The organism is Mesorhizobium sp. M2A.F.Ca.ET.043.05.1.1, from assembly GCF_003952445.1.
GTDB lineage: Bacteria > Pseudomonadota > Alphaproteobacteria > Rhizobiales > Rhizobiaceae > Mesorhizobium.
In genome coordinates this window covers 3780363-3802285 of the sequence record NZ_CP034446.1, presented here as the reverse complement: position 1 = coordinate 3802285, position 21923 = coordinate 3780363, and the positions used below count along the sequence as shown (strand labels likewise).

At 64.1% G+C, this 21923-nt stretch carries 17 protein-coding genes and 1 pseudogene; 6 read left to right on the top strand and 12 right to left on the bottom strand.

Features of this window, described 5'->3' with window-relative positions:
• The first annotated feature begins 158 nt into the window (after nt 1–158).
• Nucleotides 159–1082 carry a transglutaminase-like cysteine peptidase gene (locus tag EJ069_RS18545; RefSeq protein WP_348639327.1) on the top strand — a complete coding sequence of 308 codons (924 nt, stop codon included), beginning with the start codon at nt 159–161 and terminating at the stop codon, nt 1080–1082.
• 313 nt (nt 1083–1395) lie between these two features.
• Here the strand turns inward: EJ069_RS18545 and EJ069_RS18540 are convergent, their stop codons facing one another.
• The 4 genes from EJ069_RS18540 to EJ069_RS18525 are packed head-to-tail and all read right to left on the bottom strand — an operon-like array spanning nt 1396 to nt 6950.
• Nucleotides 1396–2037, bottom strand: a complete 642-nt coding sequence (locus tag EJ069_RS18540) for a ribbon-helix-helix domain-containing protein (protein ID WP_189475875.1) — start codon at nt 2035–2037, stop codon at nt 1396–1398.
• Nucleotides 2027–3316, bottom strand: coding sequence for an HlyD family type I secretion periplasmic adaptor subunit (locus EJ069_RS18535; RefSeq protein ID WP_126062537.1), 1290 nt, complete (start codon nt 3314–3316; stop codon nt 2027–2029). The genes EJ069_RS18540 and EJ069_RS18535 overlap by 11 nt, the downstream gene beginning before the upstream one ends.
• 13 nt (nt 3317–3329) lie before the next feature.
• On the bottom strand, nt 3330–5462 hold the full coding sequence (locus tag EJ069_RS18530) for a type I secretion system permease/ATPase (protein WP_126062536.1): 2133 nt from the start codon (nt 5460–5462) through the stop codon (nt 3330–3332).
• A 39-nt stretch (nt 5463–5501) separates the two neighbouring features.
• Nucleotides 5502–6950, bottom strand: a complete 1449-nt coding sequence (locus tag EJ069_RS18525) for a TolC family outer membrane protein (RefSeq protein WP_126062535.1) — start codon at nt 6948–6950, stop codon at nt 5502–5504.
• Between the two features lie 410 nt (nt 6951–7360).
• Between EJ069_RS18525 and EJ069_RS18520 the strand changes: the two genes are divergently transcribed.
• Complete coding sequence (locus tag EJ069_RS18520) at nt 7361–8725, top strand: NAD(P)H-dependent oxidoreductase (RefSeq protein WP_126062534.1); 1365 nt, start codon at nt 7361–7363, stop codon at nt 8723–8725.
• A 69-nt stretch (nt 8726–8794) separates the two neighbouring features.
• On the opposite strand, the gene EJ069_RS18515 is transcribed toward EJ069_RS18520, so the two are convergent.
• The 6 genes and pseudogenes from EJ069_RS18515 to EJ069_RS18490 form a co-directional block, all read right to left on the bottom strand.
• Complete coding sequence (locus tag EJ069_RS18515) at nt 8795–9082, bottom strand: PTS sugar transporter subunit IIB (RefSeq protein WP_126062533.1); 288 nt, start codon at nt 9080–9082, stop codon at nt 8795–8797.
• A 13-nt stretch (nt 9083–9095) separates the two neighbouring features.
• Nucleotides 9096–9557 (bottom strand): PTS sugar transporter subunit IIA, encoded by a 462-nt coding sequence (locus EJ069_RS18510; protein ID WP_126062532.1) that lies wholly within the window; start codon nt 9555–9557, stop codon nt 9096–9098.
• A gap of 81 nt (nt 9558–9638) precedes the next feature.
• Nucleotides 9639–11045, bottom strand: a complete 1407-nt coding sequence (locus EJ069_RS18505) for a PTS transporter subunit IIC (protein ID WP_126062531.1) — start codon at nt 11043–11045, stop codon at nt 9639–9641.
• A gap of 320 nt (nt 11046–11365) precedes the next feature.
• Nucleotides 11366–12181, bottom strand: coding sequence for a pyrroline-5-carboxylate reductase (proC, locus tag EJ069_RS18500; protein WP_126062530.1), 816 nt, complete (start codon nt 12179–12181; stop codon nt 11366–11368).
• Nucleotides 12182–12363: 182 nt separating this feature from the next.
• Nucleotides 12364–13681: pseudogene (locus EJ069_RS18495) on the bottom strand (O-antigen ligase).
• On the bottom strand, nt 13650–14648 hold the full coding sequence (locus tag EJ069_RS18490) for a glycosyltransferase (protein WP_126062529.1): 999 nt from the start codon (nt 14646–14648) through the stop codon (nt 13650–13652). Before EJ069_RS18490 ends, EJ069_RS18495 begins: the two are co-directional and overlap by 32 nt.
• A 170-nt stretch (nt 14649–14818) precedes the next feature.
• Here EJ069_RS18490 and EJ069_RS18485 point away from each other — a divergent pair, with 170 nt between their 5' ends.
• The 3 genes from EJ069_RS18485 to EJ069_RS18475 are packed head-to-tail and all read left to right on the top strand — an operon-like array spanning nt 14819 to nt 17704.
• Nucleotides 14819–15991 (top strand): glycosyltransferase family 4 protein, encoded by a 1173-nt coding sequence (locus EJ069_RS18485; RefSeq protein WP_126062528.1) that lies wholly within the window; start codon nt 14819–14821, stop codon nt 15989–15991.
• Entirely contained in the window at nt 15988–16785 is a 798-nt protein-coding gene (locus EJ069_RS18480; RefSeq protein WP_126062527.1) for a WecB/TagA/CpsF family glycosyltransferase, read from the top strand. The genes EJ069_RS18485 and EJ069_RS18480 overlap by 4 nt, the downstream gene beginning before the upstream one ends.
• A complete protein-coding gene (locus EJ069_RS18475) occupies nt 16778–17704 on the top strand; it encodes a DUF6492 family protein (RefSeq protein WP_126062526.1) in 927 nt (308 codons plus the stop codon). Before EJ069_RS18480 ends, EJ069_RS18475 begins: the two co-directional genes overlap by 8 nt.
• Before the next feature lie 3 nt (nt 17705–17707).
• On the opposite strand, the gene EJ069_RS18470 is transcribed toward EJ069_RS18475, so the two are convergent.
• Complete coding sequence (locus tag EJ069_RS18470) at nt 17708–19003, bottom strand: lipopolysaccharide biosynthesis protein (RefSeq protein ID WP_126062525.1); 1296 nt, start codon at nt 19001–19003, stop codon at nt 17708–17710.
• 199 nt (nt 19004–19202) lie between these two features.
• On the opposite strand from EJ069_RS18470, the gene EJ069_RS18465 reads away from it, so the two are divergent.
• On the top strand, nt 19203–21710 hold the full coding sequence (locus EJ069_RS18465) for a GumC family protein (RefSeq protein WP_126062524.1): 2508 nt from the start codon (nt 19203–19205) through the stop codon (nt 21708–21710).
• A 4-nt stretch (nt 21711–21714) separates the two neighbouring features.
• On the opposite strand, the gene EJ069_RS18460 is transcribed toward EJ069_RS18465, so the two are convergent.
• The gene (locus tag EJ069_RS18460; RefSeq protein ID WP_126062523.1) at nt 21715–21909 is read right to left on the bottom strand and encodes a hypothetical protein; all 195 of its coding nucleotides are present in this window, start codon (nt 21907–21909) and stop codon (nt 21715–21717) included.
• Between the last annotated feature and the right edge of the window lie 14 nt (nt 21910–21923).

Sequence of the window (21923 nt, the reverse complement as noted above, 5' to 3'; positions counted from 1 at the left end):
GGTAAATGAAAGTATAAATTTGAATAAAATTTGACGAAAGATAGAATAACTTGATTCGCCGAAACTTACCCACCTTCCTTTCCGATAATTTGAGACAAGATTGGTAGCGTCCACAGTCAAAGGTGGGCGTTATGAAAATACAAAAAGCAGCCCCGGGAATGACGGGGATCAAGGTACTCTTGCTGGCTGCCGGCCTTGCCGGCTTCGCAAATCCGTCATCCGCCAGCGCGAATTCGGGTCCGGAACCGGCCCTGCAAAAGGTGGTTGCGCCGGCAAGCGTCGGCGGCGTTCCGCTGGCCCAGCCGCAGCCCTGGCAGCCAGCCGCCGCATACCGCATCGCGGACATTTCGGCTGGCTACGCGCCGGCGGCCGAGGTTGAAGCGCTTTCCGCCGCCAAGGCCGATCCCGGGATCGACCCGATCCAGACCGCCGCGATCATTCCCGGGGTTTTCGGCTCCGTCGCGTTGTCGATGCGCAACTTCCCCGTAGCGGCGCGCTGGGCTCCCGTCTACGAGGCCATTGTCGATTGCACGGCGGGCAGCGCCTGCGATCGCGAGAGCCCTGTTTTCTCCGAGATCATCGACATTGCCGCGGCCAAGGGCTTTCGCGACAAGCTGTCCTTCGTCAACTCAAGCATCAACCGCCTGATCGCCTATCGCAAGGACAGCGTCGTCTACGGCAAGCTCGACTATTGGGCAAAGCCTTCGGAAATCCTCGAGCATCGCGCCGGCGATTGCGAGGACTTCGCCATACTCAAGATGGCGGCGCTGCTCAGGGCCGGCATTCCGGCGCAGAGCATGTCGCTGGTGGTGCTCCAGGATCGCCGCCGCAAGTTCTTCCATGCCGTCCTGTCGGTCAGCACGGCAAGCGGCGCCTTCATCCTCGACAGCCTGGGCAACGCCGTCCTGCGCGACAGCGATCTGCCCGACTATGTTCCGCTCTATTCCTTCAGCACCGATCGCGCCTGGATCCACGGATCGAAGTCCGGCGCGCAGATCGCCGACATCGCCGGCGGCTTCGCGACGGTGGCGCCCGGCGAAGGATCGCCGGAATCGTCAGTGGCTTCGGATATGAGGCAGTAGACTGGGGCGGCTAAACGTTTCCGGGAACGCGGAAACTGCCCATCTGCCTGTTGTCGCGCAACGCCGGCGATGAGCTGAAGGCTGCTGAACCTCGTCATTCCAGGGCGGAGCAAGGAGCGAAGCGACGCGCGCAGACCCTGGAATCCATGCCGTTACCTCGGCCGAAGTGTGCAACGGTGCAGAATTCTGGACCGCTGCGGGGCTTCAAAGTCACGGCATGGATCCTCGGGTCTGCGCGCGTCGCTTCGCTCCTTGCTCCGCCCGTGGATGACGACCGCGATAGGCGTCTCGGCCAATCGCCAAGGCAGAGGAACTACCCGTTGAACACAAAGGCCATCAGAAGTTCCGGCTCGGCGACAGGCGCGCGCACGGCGCTGAGCTGGCCACGATAGCGCCGCTCGCCGGCGCCGATGACGAAGCCGCTGGTGACCGGCGTTTCGCCATTGGCGTCGAGCCTGGCGAAGATATCGGTGACGTTGAGATCGAGCGCCAGCTTCAAATCCTGCCGGCCATCCTCTCCGGGCGCGCTCGGCAACTGTCGCCTGACCAGTTGCTGGAACGGCGTGTTGAAGGCCAGGATTTTCTTTGACGACGACAGCGCGAAGGCGGGCGAGGGGCAGGCGACCAGGATCGCGTTGATCGTGCGGATCGAGGCGAGCTTGCGCAGTTCCATGCTCTCCTCGGCGAGGCCGCGCATGCAGGCGACCCGGATCGCCGAGGTGAGGTTGCCCTGGTCGGGATGATGCTCGGCGATCTCCTCGACCAGCATGCCGATCGTGCATTTGCGGCTTTCGGCCATGTGCTTAAGCGACACCCAGAAGGCGCGCTCCAGCCGGATGCCGCGACGTACGCCGCCGCGCGCCACGACGCGGAACTCCGGGCCGAAATCCTCGGCCGCGAGTGCCGGCAGCAGCCGTTCGCGCGGAGTGTCCGGGCGCATGGCGCTATCGTTCACTCATCGCCTCCTGACGCGCCTTGTTGATCGGCTTCAAGAGATAGTTGAGGATCGTCTTGCGTCCGGTCTTGATGTCGACCGAGCAGATCATGCCGGGGATGATCGAATAGGTCTTGCCGTTCCTTGTCAGCGTCGACTTCTCGGTGGCGACGCGCACCTGATAATAGGGCTCGCCGGTCTTCTGGTCGACGAGACTGTCGGCGGTGATGTTGGAGACCTTGCCCTCGATGCCGCCGAAGATCGAGAAATCATAGGCCGTGACCTTGATCAGCGCCTCCTGGTTCGGCTGGATGAAGGCGACGTCGCGCGGCGAAACCCGGGCCTCAACCAGCAGCGTCTCGGATGTCGGCACGATGCCAGCCACGACCGCGCCCGGCTGCACGAAGGCGCCGAGCGTGTTGACGTCGAGCGTGTTGACGATGCCGTCGACCGGCGAACGTATATCGGTGCGCGCGACCTTGTCGGTGGCGCCGCGGATGGTCTCGTCGACGACGGAAAGGTCGGCCAGCGCCTGCGTCAGGTCGCTCAGCGCTTCCTGCTGCAATTGCAGGCCGAGCTCATTCACCTGAAGCTGCGCCTCGGTGATTGCCGCCTGGGTCTTCTTGATGGTTTCTCCGGCGAGCGCCAGCTGTCCGTGCAGATCGGTCTGCTCGCGCTCGACGCGGATCTGCTCGGTCCTGGCCATCAGGCCCTTCTTGACCATGGGTTCCACCAGCGCCGCTTCCTGGTCGGTCACGGCCAGGCTCTTGGCCAGGCGGTCGGAATTGGCATTGGCCTCGTCCAGCTCCTTCTCGCGCTGGTCGAGGCGCGATTTGAGAACCGACAGCTTGACCTCAAAATTGTCGCGGCGCGCGACGAGCAGCTTTTGCTCGTTGTCGCAGATTTCCGGCGCGACCGTCTGGATTTCCGTGGGGCAGGGGAAGGCCCCTTCGACATTGCCGCTCTGCTCGAACTGCAGGCGCGCGATGCGTGCCTGCAGCGCTCGCGCCTTGGCCTTCTCCTCGCCCAGGCTCGACGTGTTGCCCGAATTGTCGAGACGGATGATGAGGTCGTTCTTCTTGACGGTCTGGCCGATCTGGACGGCGATCTCCTGAACGACGCCGGGTTCGCTGGCCTGGATGACCTGCGTCTTCGAGGCGGGTATCACCTTGCCTTCGCCGCGCGCTATCTCGTCCACCTCGGCAAATGATGCCCAGCCCGTGAAGCACACGAACAGCGCGCCGACGATGTAGACGGACGCCGAGGCGAAAAGAGGTGGCCGGTCTTTCCTTGCAAGCATGTCCGCGTTCCGGTCAGGCACTGCCTTTCTGCAGTGCCTGGATGACTTGTTCCTTTGGCCCGTCGGCGACGACGCGGCCTTGCTCGATGACGATGAGACGGTCGGCAAGTTCCAGCATGCTGTATCGATGGGTCGATACGATCAGCGTCGTGTTGCGGTCGAACGCCACCTTGAGCTGCTTGATCAACTGCCGTTCCGAGGCGAGGTCCATAGAACCCGACGGCTCGTCGAGGAAGACGATCTTCGGCTTCGTCAAGAGCAGCCGGGCGATTGCCACCGATTGTCTTTGCCCGCCCGAGAGATTGGTGCCGCGCTCGCCGACATTCATGTCGTAGCCGCGCGGATGCCGCGAGACGAAGTCGTCGACGCCCGCGGCCTTCGCCGCGTCGATGATCTCCTCGTCGGTCGCTTCCGGCGCCGCCATCAGGAGGTTCTCCTTGATGGTTCCCGAAAACAGATCCCCGGCCTGCGCGACGATGCCGACCGCGGCGCGCACCTCCGACGGGTGGTATTGGCGGATGTCGATGCCGTCGATGAGCAGCTCTCCCGAAGTCGGCAGGAAAAGCCGGCCGATCAGCCGGCCCATCGTGGTCTTGCCGGAACCGATGCGGCCGATGATGCCCACCCGCTCGCCGGGCCTGACCGTGATGTTGAGCCCGCTCAGAACCTCGTTTTCCGTGCCGGGATAGGCGAAACCGACATTCCTGAAGACGAGCGCGCCGCTGCGGATCGGCCGGTTGACGAAACCGACCGTGTCGGGGCGGTCCTCCGGCTGCGACATGATCGTGTTGATGATTCTGAGCGACAGCATGGCCTGCCGGAAACGCGCAAGCGTGATCGCGATCTGGCCGAGCGGCGCCACGGCGCGGCCGGCGAGCATCACCGTGCCGATGATGGCGCCCGTCGAGACCTGTCCTTCCGAGAAGGCATAGGCGCCGGCCACAACCAGGGCAACCGTCACGAATTGCTGGATGGCGCCGGTGATGTTGCCCGCCGCCGCTGAGAGCTCCTTGATCTTCTCCGAGGTGTTGGCCGCGTTCTTCGAGTGCTCGCCCCATTTGCGCAGCAGGTAGGCCTCGGCGCGCAGCGACTTGATCGTCTCCAGCGTGGAAATGGATTCGACCAGCAGGGCCTGGCGCTGCGATGCCTCGTTCATCGAGGCCGCGACCCGCTTGCCGATCCGCCGCTGCGTTATCAGCCCGACGATGACGGAGATGACGAAGGCCAGCGCCGGTATGATCACCAACCAGCCGCCGATGGCATAGATCACAGCCAGGAAGACGAACACGAACATCGTGTCGATGAAGACGCTGATGGTGTTCGAGGTGAAGAACTCGCGCACGAACTCGTATTGCGTGACACGGTTTGCATATTCACCGGTCGATCCGGGCCGGGCCGAAAGCGAGGAATTCAGCACCTTTTCGAACAGCAGATAGGATATCCGCAGATCCGCCTTGCGCCCGGCATAGTCGATCAGCGACGCTCTGGCCGTCTTGAGCAGCAGGTCGAACAGGATGGCCGCGCCGATGCCGAGCGCCAGCACCCAAAGCGTGGAGATCGCCTTGTTCGGCAGGATGCGGTCGTAGACATTCATGGTGAAGATCGGCGAGGCGATCGCCAAGAGATTGATGAAAACCGCCGACAGCACCACCTTGGAATAGGTGCGCCAGAACGCCCCCATCGTGCCGGTCAGCCAGTGGCGCCTCTCGATCCGCGCGGCTGTGCCGACGGTCATCTCTTCAGCCGTGTTGGCATAAGTGATCGAAAAGGACGTGCCGCCGCTGATGTAGTTCTCGGCGAGTTCCGCCCTGTCGATCGTGGTGCGGCCGTTTTCCTGGGGCGCCGTCAGATATTGCCCGCCGTCCATTTCCGCCAGGAGCGCGACCGGCAACTGGCTGACGCGGAAGACGATGGCCGGGAGATCGAAGCGGCCGCGTAGGAAATCGCGATGGCTGAAATCCTGGACCTCCAGTCCGATGCGCTCGGCCAGATGGCGGATTTCATCCGGCTCGATGCGCGTCTCCGAAATCGGCACGCCGGCAAACAGCACCGTTTCCGCGCTCGGCCTGCCGAGATAGGCCGCAACAGCGCAGAAGCAGGCTTTGAAGGCCTCCTTGGGCGACAAGATATGAGGTTGCTGGTTCACGACCCGCCCCGAAGGAACAGAGATCGATGCTTACATCGGCTACTTTTTCCTGACCGGCGCGAGGATGTCGAACGGCAGATCGTTCTTCTGCTCCGACGGCGTGCGCGCATAAGTCTCGGTATCGGCCGTGGCCGGCACACCGAATTCCTCACGAGCGTAGGCCGCGGACTGCTTGGCCGGCTGGATATTGAGCGTCTTCAGCAATTCCCCGGTTGCGGCCAGCAGCCGGTATTCCGCGAACAGCGACGCGTAGGACGACGTGTCGGCCAGTGTCGCGGTGTTGAAGCGCGTGTTCTGGGCATCGAGCACATCGAGCAGCGAGCGCTGCCCGACCTTGAATTGCTCGCGGTAGGAAGCGACGAGCTTTTCGTTGGTGGCCGCCTGCTGCCGCAGCGTCTTTGCGAGATCCGCCTGGCGGAAGCGGCGATCCCAAGAGGTGCGGACGGCTTCCTCGATCTCGCGCAGCACCTGGTGCAGCGCAAGACGCTGCTCGCTGGTGCGGCGGATCTGTTCCTGCTCGTTGGCCTTGTCGATGCCGCCGCGGTACAGGTTCCAGCGCAGCACCACCCGAGCCTGCAGGTCGCTGGTGTCGCCATTATCGCCATCGATATCATACCCGCCGCGGGCAACACCCTCGGCGGAGATCGTCGGACCGTATTTTGCCCGCGCCGCATCGACCAGCGAGGCCGCGGCGTCGATATCGCTGTTGGCCATGTGGACACGAGGATTGTTCTGCCTGGCAAGCCCGATCGCGTCATCCAGCGACCGCGGCAGGGCGGCCGAGACATCGGCCGGCCGGGATGGGCTGGTCAGCGGCTTGCCGACATTCTTGAAGAAGCGGATCTTGGCCGCCTCGAGTTCTTCGGTTGCCTCCTGCATCCGTGCCTTGGCGGCAAAAAGGCGTTCCTCGGCCTGCTGCCGGTCGGCATCGTTGAGCGCGCCGCCCGCGATGCCCTGCTTGATGTCGCTGAGAATGGACTGATGGAAGCCAAGGTTTTTCTTGGCCTCGGCCACGATCGAAGCCTGCAGCATATATTCCAGATAATCCTGGACGACCGCTAGCCCGATGAACTCGGACCGCTCCAGAACCCGGAAGGAAGCTCCGTCGACCCGCGAGGCCTGGCGGTTCAGCTCCGCCCGCCTTGCGCCGCTGTCGTAAAGCGTCTGCGAGACGGTGAGATCGGCCTCGTTCGGATAGAGGGCTTTGTGATCCTCGTCGAGCGCGCGCCGTGTGTCATTGTCCAAGCGGCGAACGCCTGTCGACGCTTCCAGATCGACGCTCGGAAGATAAAGGCCTTTCGCCTGGCGCAGCTCGAATTCGATCGCTTCGCGGTTTTCGATCGCCTGGCCAATCTCCGGATTGGATTCCACTGCGACGGCAACGGCTTCTTTGAGTGTGAGTGCGCTGGCGCTACCGCAAGCTAGCATCGACACCGTAATGGCAAGCGCAAACCGCCAGCCGACGGTCACTTTACCCGTCCTGGTCATTTCTACCCCGTGATTATCCCGCGCCATTTATTTTTATTGGCGCTTATTGCCCAAGCCTGCCACCAAAGCTAGCGGGCAGTATCTATCAGATTTTTCCAGGATGTGAGTGCATATTGGGTTAGGCACCCTTTAAAAGTGCGATTCCGGGCATTAGGGCCAAAGCCTGTAGCAAAAATGGCACAGAAATCGGGAGCGCTGCGGCCGGGAATTTTCGATTCAAGGCAGGCCGCAATGGTTAATGGCCTAAAACAAATGGCGAATCGTGCGGCCGCTAGATACGAACTCTCCGGAAATCTGCTCCAGTTTTGCAAAGCATACGCAAGAAATCGCCATGTCGGGCTGGTTTGATTGGCAAACGTGGATCGTTCCCTGTATTGCGAGCCGGATCAAAAAGCAGTGGATCTTCTTGCATGACCAATGTCGCCCTGACCGGGCTTGCCCGTGATCTTGCCCGCCGCGCCGCCGAGGGCAGGCCGGTGCGCGTCGGTGTCATCGGCTCCGGCGAGATGGGGACCGATCTGGTGACGCAGGGCATGCTGATGCCGGGCATTTCGATCGCCGCCATTTCCACGCGGCGCCCGCATACCGCCCGCGAGGCGATCCGCATCGCCTATGGCCGCGAGGCGATGGCCGCCGAAGCCGAAACCGCCTCCAAGGTCACCCAGGCGATCGAAGACGGCCGCATCGCCATCACCTCGAACGAGATGCTGGTCACCAACCCGCTGATCGACGTGATCATCGACGCCACCGGCAAACCGGGCGTCGCAGCCGATTTCGATCTGATGGCCATGGAACATGGCAAGCATCTGGTGATGATGAATGTCGAGGCCGACGTGACCATCGGCTGTTACCTGAAGCAGCAGGCCGACCGGCTGGGAGTGGTCTACTCCGTCGGCGCCGGCGACGAGCCGTCAAGCTGCATGGAACTGATCGAATTCGCCTCGGCGCTTGGGTTAAGCATCGTCGCGGCCGGCAAGGGCAAGAACAATCCGCTCAACCATGACGCCGTTCCGGACGACTACCGGGAAGAGGCCGCACGCCGGAACATGAACCCGCGCATGCTGGTCGAGTTTGTCGACGGCTCGAAGACCATGGTCGAGATGTGCGCCATCGCCAACGCCACCGGTCTGGTGCCGGATGTCCCGGGCATGCATGGCCCCAGGGCCGATCGCGATCAACTGGCCAAGGTGCTGATCCCGAAAGAGGATGGCGGTCTCCTGTCGAGGAAGGGCGTCGTCGACTACACGATCGGCAAGGGCGTGGCGCCCGGCGTCTTCGTCATCGTCGAGGCGATGCATCCCCGCGTCGTCGAGCGCATGGACGATCTCCATGTCGGCAAGGGCCCTTATTATGGCCTGTTCCGGCCCTATCACCTGACTTCTCTGGAGGTTCCGCTGACCGCCGCCCGCATCATGCTTCATGGCAAGCCCGACATGGTGCCGCTGCCGAGGCCGGTGGCGGAGGTCTGCGCGGTCGCCAAGCGCGACCTTGCCGCGGGGGAGTCCTTCGATGCCATCGGCGAGACCTGCTACCGCTCCTGGACCATGACCGTTGGCGATGCCCGGGCAAGCCGCGCCGTGCCGGTCGGCTTGCTCGAAGGCGGCAAGGTGCTGAAGCCGGTGAAGAAGGGCGAGTTGTTGACCGAGGACAATGCCGCGCCGGACCGGACAACGAGGCTCTACGCCCTGCGCCGGCTGCAGGACGACATGCTCTACGGAGCGAAGATCGCTTCGCCGGCCCTGTCAGGCGGAACCGGCTCTATCTCTTTGTTTTGACGCAATTCGCGGACGGAAGGTTACGGCGAAGGCGCCGAACTTAACCGCTCACACTTTCCTGGAATTGCTCTATTTGCGCAGCTCCGCCTCAATCTCGTCCAGCGCCTTGTCCTTGCCGATGCCAGTGAGGAAGGGGAGCCCCTTGATCACCGGCTTTTTCACGGATGCCGAGATCGGTGTGGTGGCAACGATGAAATCGACATTGTCGGCCAGTCCAGGCACTTCCGTTGCCTTGGCCTGCTGCGCATGAAAGGTGAGGCCGCGCTTCTTCATCGCTTCGGTCACCGCTGCATTGACCGCCGTCGAAGTCGCGACGCCCGTGCCGCAGGCAAAAAGAATGGTTTTCTGTCTGGACATGTTCTTTCCTTTGTCAGCCGAGAATGGCGCGGACGTCGTCGAAGGTCCTGGCGGTCCTCAAGCCATCCAGCGCCGCGGGATTCTGGATGGTGGCCATGACGGTCTGCAGCGTGTCAATCTGTTTGTCCTTGTCATTGATGGCAAGCAGGAAGACGAGGCCCACCGGCAGCTTCTCGTCGGGATCTTCCATATTGGCGAAGGTGACGGGCCGCTTGAGCGTGCCCATCGCGACACCCGGCTTCAGCACATGTTCGGGGTCGGTATGCGGAACCGCGACATTGTCGGCGCGCTCCAGCGGCAGACCTGTCGGGATCGTCATCTCACGCCGCACGACAGCGTCGGCGTAGCTGCTCTTGACGTAGCCCAACGCCTCCAGCCTGGAGGCCAGGATGCGGATGATCTCCTCATTGGTCGAGGCGTCGGAGCCGAGGACGACTGCCTCGGGGTCCAGGAGTTGGATCAGGCCGTTCGACAAGGGTTACTCCATTGATGCGGACCGTGCGCCCGCCGTGTCGCTCGGGCGCACGGGCCATTGTCAGTTCAGGATGGGGCCGGCTCAGGCGGTGCCTTCGGCCTGCTCGTCCTCGGCGCCTGCCGCGCGCTCCCAGCCGAGCGGATTGCGGCGGTAGAACAGGAACAGCGCCGCGATGACCACCGCGATGACGACGATCCCGATCACGCCGAGCCCCTGGATCGCTTCGATGATCACATAGGGAACCCAGAGGAAGCCGTCGACCACCGAGGTGATCTGCAGCGCATCCGCCGGCAGCTTGAAACCGGACGCGACGGCAGCACTTGTGAACAGCGGCGCCAGCGCGTTGGCGACGTAGAAGCCGACGGCGAGCGTCACCGTGCCGATGACAACCATGCGGAAGACATTGCCCCTGACCAGCGGCGCGGTCATCGCGACGATGAAGGGGATGACCGCAAGGTCGGCGAACAGGATGACGCGGTTGCCGGGCAGGATGACCGACAGGATGATCGCGATCGGCACCAGGATCAGCGACGACGAGATCGCGGCGGGGTGACCGATCAGGATGGCCGAGTCGAGCCCGACCAGCAGCTCGCGGTCGCCGGTGCGCTTGCGCACGAATTCCTGCGCCGCGTCCGAAACCGGCAGCAGGCCTTCCATCAGGATCTTCACCATGCGCGGCAGGAGCAGCATCACCGCCGCCAGCGTCATGCCGGTGCCGAGCACCTTGGCCAGCACCGTGCCGAGGTCGCCGGCGTTGTAGAAGGCGATCAGGCCGAGCACCAGGCCGATGATCAGCCCGAGTATCACCGGCTCGCCGAAGACGCCGAAGCGGCGTTCGATGGTTTCGGTGCTGATGTTGATGCGGTTGATGCCCGGAATGCGGTCCATGATCCAGTTGAGGATGATGGCGATCGGCAGGATCTGCGCCGAGGCGAGATGCGGCACCGAAATGCCGGGCACGCCGTAGAACTGCTGCACCGCGCGCGCCGACCAGTCGGCGAAGAGCAGCGCAAGCGCCGCGACAAGCGCGGCGATGATGATGCCGTAGGCCAGGTTGTTGGTGGCAGCGACCATCAGGGAGCCGACAAAGGCGAAATGCCAGAAATTCCAGACGTCGACATTGAGCGTGCGTGTCATGCGCGTGAGCAGAAGCGCGATGTTGACCAGGATTCCGACCGGGATGACCCAAAGCCCGACCGACGAGCCGAAGGCGATCGCAGCGGCGGACGGCCAGCCGACATCGATGATGTCGCGATGGATGCCGGTGTTGGTGACGATCGCCTTGGCCACGTCGCCGATCGAGGTGAACATCAGGCCGAGCACGAGGTTGATGCCGATGAAGGCGACGCCGATCGTGATGGCGGCGCGGAATGCCTTGCTGACCTTGGCTCCAAGGATCACGGCGATGATGAAAATGACGATCGGCAAGAGCACAGTCGCGCCGAGCGTGTCGATGGCTGCCTTTAAGCCTGCAAGTATGGTGTCCATTCTACCTCCCCAGGGGCATCGGCTTCGGCTCGAAGCGTGAATGATGCCCGCAACTCAATGACGCCTCGGCCGTCGCGACCAAGGCACTCCCCACTCGCCGACGAGGCAAGCACGTTCAGTCGAGTGAATGAACATTTGCCTCCGCCAGCGAACGAAAGTTTTATCTGGGTGGCCTATGACAAAGTCAATCGGCAATCCTTTGGGCCAAACCGCAAAGGCATCAATTGTCTGGGGAAATTGATCGGCCGGAACGGCAGTCGCAATCCGGCAAGCTTGATGATGCAGGCCAGCTGAGCTGTCCGTCGGGTCGGCTGGAAGGTTTACTTCCCGAGCTCTATCGACCGCAGCCGCGCCGCTTCCACGGCTTCGGTAACAAGCTTCGTCAGGCGGTCGCCGCCCATCAGCACGGCAAGCGCGGCGGCGGTCGTGCCGTTGGGGCTGGTCACCTGCTGACGCAGCACGCCCGGCTCATCGTCGCTTTCAGCGGCGAGCGAGGCGGCGCCGAAGACGGTCTGCATGGCGAGCAGCTTTGCGGTCTCGGCCGGCAGGCCGGCCTTCTCGGCCGCAACCGTCAGCGCCTCGATGAAGTGGAAGACATAGGCCGGGCCGGAGCCGGAGACGGCCGTCACCGCGTCCATCAGACCCTCGTCGTCGATCGTCGTCACGACGCCGCTTGCCGAAAGCAGCTCAAGCACGAAGCGCCGGACGTCATCGGAGACCAGCGGATTGGAAAACACCACCATCATGCCCTTGCCGATCGCCGCCGGCGTGTTCGGCATGCAGCGGATGACCGGCGCGAGCTCGCCCAGGATTTCCTCGAAGGTGGCGACCGGGGTGCCGGCGGCAATGCTGACGAAAGTCGTCCTGCCATCGCCAAAGCGCTTGTACTGCGCCGTCACATCGCGGATCACCTGCGGCTTTACCGCAATGACGACGAGGTCCGGCACGGCATCGGCCGGAATGGCCTCGGCGTCGGCGGAAACGCGGCAGCCGAGATGTTCGGCCCGCTGGCGCAGTTGCGCGTTGGGCTCGACCACGAACACCGCCGACGGCTCGAGCCTTGCGGACTTCAGCCAGCCCGAAAGCATGGCGTAACCCATATTGCCGCAACCGGCGAGAACGAGCCTGATCGTCATCAATATCTCCTTAGCATGGCTCTCCTTAAACGCTTGCGCGGTCAGCGAAAAGCCCAGCGTGAGGAAGATCGATCGTCCAGGACTGAGTACAATTCCGGGGAAAGGGCGAGCGGCTTTCCGCCCGCAATTGCGTCAGGACGGAGATAGAGAGGTTCGCCGTTCCGGTGAAATGGTGAAACGCTCTATCGCGACAGGCGAACCGGGATCGGCCGCAGCGAGACTTGCCTGAGGCCAAGCACGCCGAGAACGAAGAACAGCCAGACCGGATCGCCGCGATGAAAGAAGAAGCTTTCCAGGAAGCCGTTCAGTGCCGTGAACAGCACCACCATCATGAAGAAGTCACCGAGGAAGATGTTCTCCTTGCGCGGCGGGATACGCATGTAATCGCGCAAAGGAGCGATCAGGAAGGTGTAGACGGCAACGCAGAGCGCCGGGATGCCCATCAGCACGGCGATGTCGAGATAACCGTCATGGCCATGCACGATGGTGCGGATATCCCAGGGCCGGTCGAAGGGCTGGTCCTGGTTGAGCAGCAGCGGCGTCCCCCAGAAGCTTTCGTAGCCGTAGCCGGTCCACGGCTTCTTCGCCAGCATCTCGCCGGCGAACTCCCAAAGCGTCGTGCGCCCGTATAGGTGAGATCGGGGAAATAGATCGCCGCCAGATGCTTCACCGGCGGGATGAAGACGATGCCGAGCGTGCCGACCGCGGTCGCGACGATCGCCAGCGCGAACAGGATCGGCGTGCCGAGCCGCATGCCAATGAGGCTGGGCAGCACGACGATCAAGATCGAGAACGGCACCAGTCCTGCGGTCGTCTTGGAGCCGGTGTGCAGCATGAAGATCATCGCGGCGCAGAAGATGCCGGCACCCCACCAGCGCTGGCGGCGCCGGAACAGATAGAGCCCGGCGAAACTGAAACAGGCCATCACCGGCCCGGCGATGTTTTTGTGCGTGAAGACGCCGCGCCACAGGCCGGCATGCTCCGGCTCCTGCGAGTCGGCGGTATGCAGCGCCTCATGCGGAAAGACGATCAGCCCGATACAGGAAAGGCCGATCACCACGACGGCGGTGAAGATGATCACGCGGGCGAAGGAATCGGCGTTGCGCGGCAGCACCAGGATCGTCGCCATGGTGGTGATGCCGATCATGGTGAAGGAGGCGGCGCGCATCGCTGCGGGCGGATCGGTGGCGAGCACCACCGACAGGAAGAAGAAGCCCAGCATCAGCGCCCAGGAGGGCTGACCAGCGAGCGCACCACACGCGGATCGGCGAAGGCGAGCAGCGAGAAGATGGAGATCGCGCCGAGCGAGCCGAAGCCAAGCTGGTTGACGATGTCGCCGCCGTCGCCGGTCAGTTCCGCGCCCGCCGGCTGGAAAGGCCGGAACGAGACCATGATGACGGTGAACAGGAGCGCGGCGATCGCCGTCGCCACACCTTCCCTGGTGAAGGCGGCGCCGAGCGGCGCGCGCTCAATTCTTCTCAGGCTGTCGGTACTGCTCATTGGCATATCCGAATTCGGCAAGCACCCGGCCGAGCGCGACATAGACCGGGTAGAGGCCGCTCGTCAGCGAGCCGGTTCGCGCCAGCCGGATGGCGCCGCGCAGCGGTGAGGCCGTGAGCAGGGCCAGGCTTTTGAGAAACACCTTGAGGCCGGCAAGCGGCGTGCCGGCGCGTTTCTTCTTTTCGACCAGCGTCGAGATCACGCCATTGCGCAGGCTGCGGGCACGGATCCAATCGGCCTCGACGCGCCGGGCCGGCACGGTCTCGTTGACTTTTGCCTCGGCGCACCAGCCGAGCACGAAGCCTTTCTGCGCGGAGCGGCTGAGGAAGTCGGAATCGCCGCCGCCCATGAAATTGAACCTGAGATCGAGGAAAGGCGGTCCCATAGCCTTGAGCACGTTGCGCCCCACCAGCAAATTGCCGGACGAATAGAGTGCCGGAACACGACCGGTTTCCCGGTAGGGCGGCGCGAACACCGGGTGCTCGGCCCATCGGCCGTGGCTCGGATCGGCGAAGACCGGCACTTGCGGGCCGCCGACGATGTCGGCGTGAAGCGTCTCGGCGGCCTTGCACATGCGCTCCAGCCAGTCCGGCTCGGCGATCTCGTCGTCGTCGATGACAAGAAGGTGCTTGAAGTTGGGAAACTGCAGGATCGCCGTCTGCCAGCCGGCGTTGTAGGCGCTGCAATTGCCGCGCTCATGCGCGATGATCACCAAGCCGGGCATCTCGCCGCTTTCGAACAGCGGCAGCACCGCCTTGGCGCCCTCGCGCGCCTCGGCCTCGTTCTCCATGACGATGACGGCGAAGCGCCGGCCCGTACGCTGCGCCTTGAGCGAAGCCAGGGTTTCCAGCACCTGCTTCGGCCGCTTGAAGGTCGGCAGCGTCACCACCGCCTCGACGGTCTCGGCGGCGAGCCCCGGCGACCGTCCCGCGATCGATACAGAAGCGTCGGACGGCAAAGGGATCATCCGTTTTTGAGCAGCGTGGGTTTGCGCCCTCGATAGCATCGCGGTGATAACGTTTCGTTAATCACCTTCTCGCCCGGCTGTCGGAAAAGCCGGGTCTTTGGCCTTTGACGGTGCCATTTAATCAAGGCTTCACCGCGTTTTGCTACCGGCTGCACCTAAGGATAGGTGAGATGCATCTGCTGTTCGCCACATCGATCGTGCCCGATGGCGCTCTCGCCTCGGGCTACGAGATTGCCAATGCCGCGATCATCGATGCACTGCGGCGCGCCGGCGTGCGCGTGACGGTGATCGGTTTCATCTGGCCGGGCAAGACCCCGTCCGATCCGCAAAACACCGTTGTGCTCGACGCCGTCGAGGTGCGCACCGAAAGCGCCTCGCCGCTGCAAAAACTTGCCTGGCTGGGCAAGGCGGTTCTCTCCGACCTTACCTTTTCGTCGGTCAAGCTGCGTGTCGTTTCAGACGCGCAAGTGCGCGCCGCCATCGAACGCGCGGGTCCCTTCGACGGCTATATCCTGAATTCGGTGCAGTTCGCCGGCGCCTTCGAGAAGGTTCTCGCCGACCGCCCATTCGTCTTCGTGGCGCACAATGTCGAGCATCGTTCGGCCGAGGAAAACGCCGCCGCGGCCGGCAGCGCGCCGCAGCGCTGGATGTTCCGCCGCGAGGCGAGACTCCTCAAGGTCGTGGAGGAGCGCCTTTGCGGCGCCGCGCGTTTCGTCTTCACGCTGGCCGAGGAAGACCGCGCGGCACTTGGCGTCGCCTCCGACATACGCTCGGCGGTGCTGCCGCTGGTGACCCGCGCGCAGGCGCCGGCAAGCAAGGCGAAGCGCCCAATCGAATGCGACGCCGCGCTGATCGGCACCTGGACCTGGCAGCCGAACCGCATCGGGCTCGACTGGTTCCTGACCAAGGTCGTGCCGCATCTGAAGCCGGATTTCCGCGTCAGGATCGCCGGCAACATGGCTTCCGGCGTCAGTTCGGCGCATCCTGGCGTCTCCTTCGTCGGCAGGGTTCCGGACGCGCAGGCCTTCGTGCGCGGCGCCGCCGTTATTCCCCTGATCAGCACCGCCGGCAGCGGCGTGCAGCTGAAGACCATCGAGACCTTCGAGCTCGGCCTGCCGTCCGTCGCCACCAGCCGCTCGCTGCGCGGCATCGGCTATCGCCCCGACAATTGCGTGGTGACCGACGATCCGATCGCTTTTGCCGCCGCCCTCCAGGCGGCCGCCGCCAATGTCCGCGACGTCGATGGCAGCGCCTTCCACCGCCGCCAGCTCAAGGCGCTCGACGCCGCGATCGGACTCGGCCTGGAGAAGCTCGGCGCCGTCAGGCAGGAGGTCGCCGCATGAACATGCACACCGCGCGCGCCGCCTTCGGCTTCGATACGCTCAAGACCATCCTGGGCATTCCGGTGCTGGCCATACGCTGGGACGAGGCCATCGCCTTGCTCACCAGGCTGATCGACGAGCGCCGCTTCACCAAGGTAAGCTTCCTCAACGCCCATAATGCCAATCTTGCCTGCACCGATCCGGTCTTTGCCGAGGCGCTGGAAAACTTCCTCATCCTCCCCGACGGCGTCGGTGTCGACATGGCGGCAAAGCTGCTTTACGGCGCGCCTTTCCCCAGCAACCTCAACGGCACCGATTTCATTCCGGCCTTCCTGCAGGCCTCATCGCATCCGCTGACGGTGGCGCTGCTCGGCACGACGCGCGCCAATGCCGAAGCCGCATGCGCGAAGCTGTCGACGCTCGCCATGCAGCACAATTTCGTCGTCATCCATGACGGCTTCTTCTCCGCCGCCGAGGAGCCGGCGATCCTCGAGCGCATCGCCAGGCTGCGGCCGGACGTGCTGCTCGTGGCGATGGGCGTGCCGCGCCAGGAATTGTGGATCGAGCGCCACATCGACAGCCGCCATTGCGCGCTGCCGGTCGCCGTCGGCGCGCTGCTCGACTTCATGAGCGGCTCGGTGCCGCGCGCGCCGCTATGGCTGCGCCGGCTGCGGCTCGAATGGCTGTTCCGCCTGTGGATCGAACCCGGCCGCCTGTGGCGCCGCTACATCGTCGGCAACCCGCTCTTCCTGTGGCGTGTCGTCAAGCAGAAGCTGTCGCTCGGGCCGCGACCGCTGGGGGCACGCGGTGAATAGCCGCTTCGTGCCGGATACGTCCACCGCAATCGAACCGCTGCCGCGCGTACCCCTGGCCGCGATCGTCACGGCAAGCTACGCACCCGATTTCGAACGCTGCCGGCTTTTGTGCGAAACCATCGACCGCCACGTCGCCGGCATGGCGCATCATTACATCCTGACCGAACATCGCGACGTCGCTTTGTTTCGCCAGCTGGAATCCGGCCGCCGCAGCGTTGTCGACGAGCGGGACCTGTTGCCGCGCTGGCTGCGCGCGTTCGACGATCCGCTGAGCGGTTTCCGCCGGCGCATCTGGCTGAGCCTGAAGACACAGCCGCTGCGCGGCTGGCATGTGCAGCAGCTGCGCCGCATCGCCATTGCCGGCCACGCCAAGGAAGACGTGCTCGTCTTCTGCGATTCCGATGTCGCCTTCCTGAAACCGTTCGACGCGAACGCCTTCTGGCGCGACGGCAAGGTGCGGCTGTTCCGGCGCGACGGCGTCCTGTCGAACGACGGCCATGACGAGCATCGCATCTGGTCGCGCAATGCCGGCACAGCACTCGGCATCGATCCCGCCAACCCATCGAGCCACGACTACATCTCGACGCTGATCGCCTGGCGCCGCGAGACGGTCAACGCAATGTGCGAGCGCATCGAGAAGGTGCATGGCCGCGAATGGGTCAGCGTGGTCGGTTCGGCGCGAAAATTCTCCGAATGCATGATCTATGGCCGCTACGTCGACGATGTGCTCGACGGTGCCGGCCATTTCCACGGCTCGGAGGAGTTCTGCCGCGTCCACTGGAACGGCGCGCCGCTCTCGGATGACCAGTTCCGCCGTTTCGTCGACACCATGGCGCCGGAACAGGTGGCGATCGGCATGCAGTCCTTCATCGGCACCGACATTGGCCGCATCCGCCGCCTGATCGGGCTTGCTGCGTAAGGCTCAGATGGCTTTGGCCGGCCGGCGCATCGCCGAATAAGTCAGCAGCATCGAGGCAAGATAAAGCAGCAGGAAGACGATGTTGAGCGACAGGACCAGATTGGCCGTGTCGGGGATGGTCGTCAGCACATAGGTGAGCAGAACCGCCTTCAATCCGGCGAGCAGGCCGAGGTTGATTGCCCTGACCGCCGTCTGGCCGCGCGCGAAGAGCAGTTCGGCCTGGTATTCGACGAGGTTGCGCAGTCCCGGCACGCAGATCGCCAGCGCCACCAGCGGCGCTGCCTCGGCGACATTCCTGCCGAGCGCGTTGGGGAAGAAGTGCAGCACGATGCCGAGGGACGCCAGCGCCAGCATCGAGACGAGGAACACCCCGCCTTCGATGCCGCTCTTCACCGCCAGCCGCGACAGCAGCTCCGGCGCCCGCATCATGCGCTGCACCAGCATCATCGAGAAGGTGCGGATCGGGATCGCGGTGAGATCGACCAGCCGCATGATGATGGCGTAGATGCCGGCCAGATGCGGCCCGCCGATCGACAGCACCAAGAGCTTGTCGAACTCCATCTGCAGGTAGAACAGCACTTCGGATCCGGCTACATAGATGGAATCGGCGAGCCGCCGGAAATAGAGCTCGGCGCGCAGCCTCAGCCGCTGGCGCGGATAGAAGAAGGCGAAGGCGACGATCAGCGAAGCGGCATTGGCGCCGATATAGAACAGCGACCAGACGCCGATCGTATGCTGCGCGGCTAGCATGAACAGGATGGCGCCGACTGCCCGAAGCGCCGTCGCCAGAATGGCGAGCACCGCCGCCCGCCCGAACTTGCCGAGCCCGTTGTTGACGATCAGGGCCACCTCGACCGGCCGCCACAACAGCGCCTCGGCGAAGACGATCGCCGCAAAGGCCGACAGCGGCACAGTGCCGGCAAAGAAGATCAGGTAGACGATGTAGGCGGCGGCGGCGAGGAATGGCAGCGAGAGGACGCCGAGAAGCAGGAAACCGGCGGTGAAGGTGCCGATCAGGTTGGGGCGGATCGTGGCGGTGCGGTAGAGCGCCGAGATGAAGCCGAAGGCGAGGATGCGCGACAGCATGATGCCGGCGGCCGAGGCTGTCGCGAACATGCCGAACTCGGCGATCGAAAGCGTGTTGGCCAAGGCGATGAAATAGGCGAGCGAGAACACCAGCCGGCCGCCGGCGCCGCTGATGGCCGAGAGATAGTCGAACACCAGTTTCCGGCGGGTGGCCACGAAGTGGCCGATCCGCGCGAAGCTCCGCCTTTGCGGCATGTCGCTGGCCTGGGTCATATCCGGGCGATAGATAGGCTGGAAAGTTTAACGCGGCGTTCTGGCGCCTGTGCTGGCGGCGCCGGAATGCCGCGAACAAGGCGAGAACCGTGCGGACCCGGGTGCAAAATTAACCGTTTGTTTCCTATGCCCGTTTAGCGTGGCTTAACGATTGGCCCACCCGCCGCGCCCACACCGCCAGAGAGCAAGTTCCAGGACAATGGTCGACAGGGATAACCATGATGACTGGAGGCGCGAGCGTTCCCTGCTCGCGCTCGGCCAAGCCATGCGTGGCGACGACAACACGGTTTCGATCGGCGACCGGGCCAATTCCTCCTGGCGCGAGGACGCCGCCGCGCGCCATCGCGCCGCGCGTTCCGAGCGCGAAGGGAAGTCGAATCCGCGGCCCGATGATACCGGTGAATTTGGCCGCGATCAGGGACAAGCAGAATCCCAGCCGGTCGAGACCGAACATGACTGGCGCGCAAGAAGTCGGCCTACATCGCCCGAGCCGCTCTATGAAGCCCTGGGGGAGAGCCAGCAGCCGCAAGCCGCTCCCGAACCTCGTCACACAAGCCGACTACCCGCTGCCGACGATTCCCAGGAATGGAAACCGCTAATCGACCCGATGCAGGTCGTTCACGGCATCACGCGATCCAAGGCGCTGATCCTGTCGACGACCATCCTGGGCGCCGCGCTCGGCGTCGCCATCGCTTTATCGACACCGAAGAAATACGAGGCCACCACCGACGTCATCGTCGATCCGCGCGACCTCAAGCTCACCGACCGAGACCTGACGCAGAACGTGGTCGCCGCGGATGCGACGCTTGCCATCGTCGAGAACCAGGTCCGCATCCTGACGTCGGGCACCGTTCTCAACAAGGTCGTCACCGATCTCAACCTCACCAACGATCCTGAATTCAACGGCCAGGGCAGTGGCGGCTTCGGCCTGATCTCGACGCTCCGCTCGATCCTGTCGCGCCAGGATGCGGGTGTCGCAGACGAAGCGCGCAAGCGCGCGCTCGCGGTCGGCAAACTGTATGACAGCCTCGACGTGGAGCGTGGCGGCAAGACCTTCGTGGTCTCGGTCAGCGCCACGACGCAGAACGCCGAGAAATCCGCGCTGATCGCCAACACCATGGTCAAGGCTTTCAAGCAGATTTCCAGCGAGATCCAGTCGAGCACCGCGGGCCGCGCCAATGACGAGCTTACCGCCAGGCTCGACGAATTGCGCAAGGGTGTCGAGACGGCCGAACGCAACGTCGAGGATTTCCGGGCGACCCACGACCTCGTCGATGCGCAGGGTCACCTGATCAGCGACGACCAGATGCTGAAGCTCAACGAGCAGCTTTCCGTCGCCCGCGCCCGCACGCTGGAGCTCAATGCACGCGCCGCCTCGGCGCGCTCGCTGAACGTCAATTCGATCCTCAGTGGCACGTTGCCGGAGGAAATCAACTCGAACATGATGAGCGAGCTGCGCTCGCAATATGCCGCGCTGAAGCAGGAAGCCGACCGCGCCGAGGTCAAGCTCGGGCCGCGCCATCCGGAAATCGAGGCGCTGAATGCCCAGCTTGCCGGCGCGCGCGAGCGCATCAGCGCCGAGCTGCAGCGCATCGCATCCTCGCTGCAGGTCGACCTCAAGCGCTCCGTCCAGCTCGAGCAGGACCTTTCCTCGCGCTTGGCGCAGGCCAAGGTGCAGAGCGGCGACGTCAACAACAACCTCGTCTCGCTGCGCGAGCTGGAGCGCGAGGCGGCCGCCAAGCGTTCCGTCTATGAGCAGTTCCTGCTGCGCGCCAAGGAAACCGGCGAGCAGAAGGACATCAACACCGCCAACATCAGCGTCATTTCGGAGGCCTATGCGCCGCTGCAAGCCAAGGGTCCGTCGCGCGCCGTGATGGCCTTGGCCGGCCTGTTTGCCGGCCTGTTCGCCGGCATCGGGTTGGGCGGTTTGCGCGGGGTCTATGCGAGCCTGCGCGAGACGGCCGACACGCGCTCGCGACGCAGGGCCGGCGATCGTGCTCCAACGGTGGGGAACGTTTCCAACCGTGCCGCTCCGCTGGCGCCGCCGCTAGTTACGCCGCCACCGGCCCCGCCAGTCACTCGACCGCGGGCCGCGCCTTTCACGTCGGAGCCTCCCGCTCCCCCTTTCACGCCACCTCCGGCCAAATCATTTACGCCGCCTCCGGCTCCGGCATTCACGCCGTCGCCAGCCGCGTCTTTCACACCGCCGCCTGCCTCGCCTCCGGCCCCTCAGCCTGCGTCGGTGGCTGCGCAGCTTGCGGTCCAACCCGTCACACCGCCACCGATGCCGGAGAATGACGCCGTCCGTCCCGGGCTTTTCGGGTCGCTTGCCTCGGCGCTCCGCTATTTCGTGCGCCGCGAGCCGGCTGAAACGGTGGATTTGGACACTGTGCCGCCCGAAAGCGCCTGGCGCGTGCCCAGCCGGGAGGAACGCTACCCTGGGGCTGAACCCTCGGCGCGGCAGAATATTCAGCCGCCATACGAGCAGGGCTATTCCTATCGGCCGGCCCATGGCCGGACCGACCCGTACGAAGATCATTATTCGGCATCGCCCGCCTCCTATGATCCGCAACCGCCAGTCCCGGGCGACGCCCGCCAGTCGTCGTCCGACCAGGGTGAGATCGACGAGATCCGCGCCAGCCTGCGCGAATTCCGTGAGGCGGTTCGCGAGTTGACCGAAAGCCGCTCGCGCCGTCGCTATTTCTGAAGCGTCATATTGTTGACACCGCATATTTCTTGACCGCTTGCGGTTCGATAAAAGCTGCCGGTTTCGGGTTTACGGCATCCGACGACGCTTTGACGGGATTGCCCTGTCGAATTTTCGTGAAAATGCCGCGCTGCATTTCGGCCGCAAGCGTCTCGCTTTGGCGGATCGACAATGCCGATCGAGGAATGAGGCCATGCACCGGCCTCGTAGCGA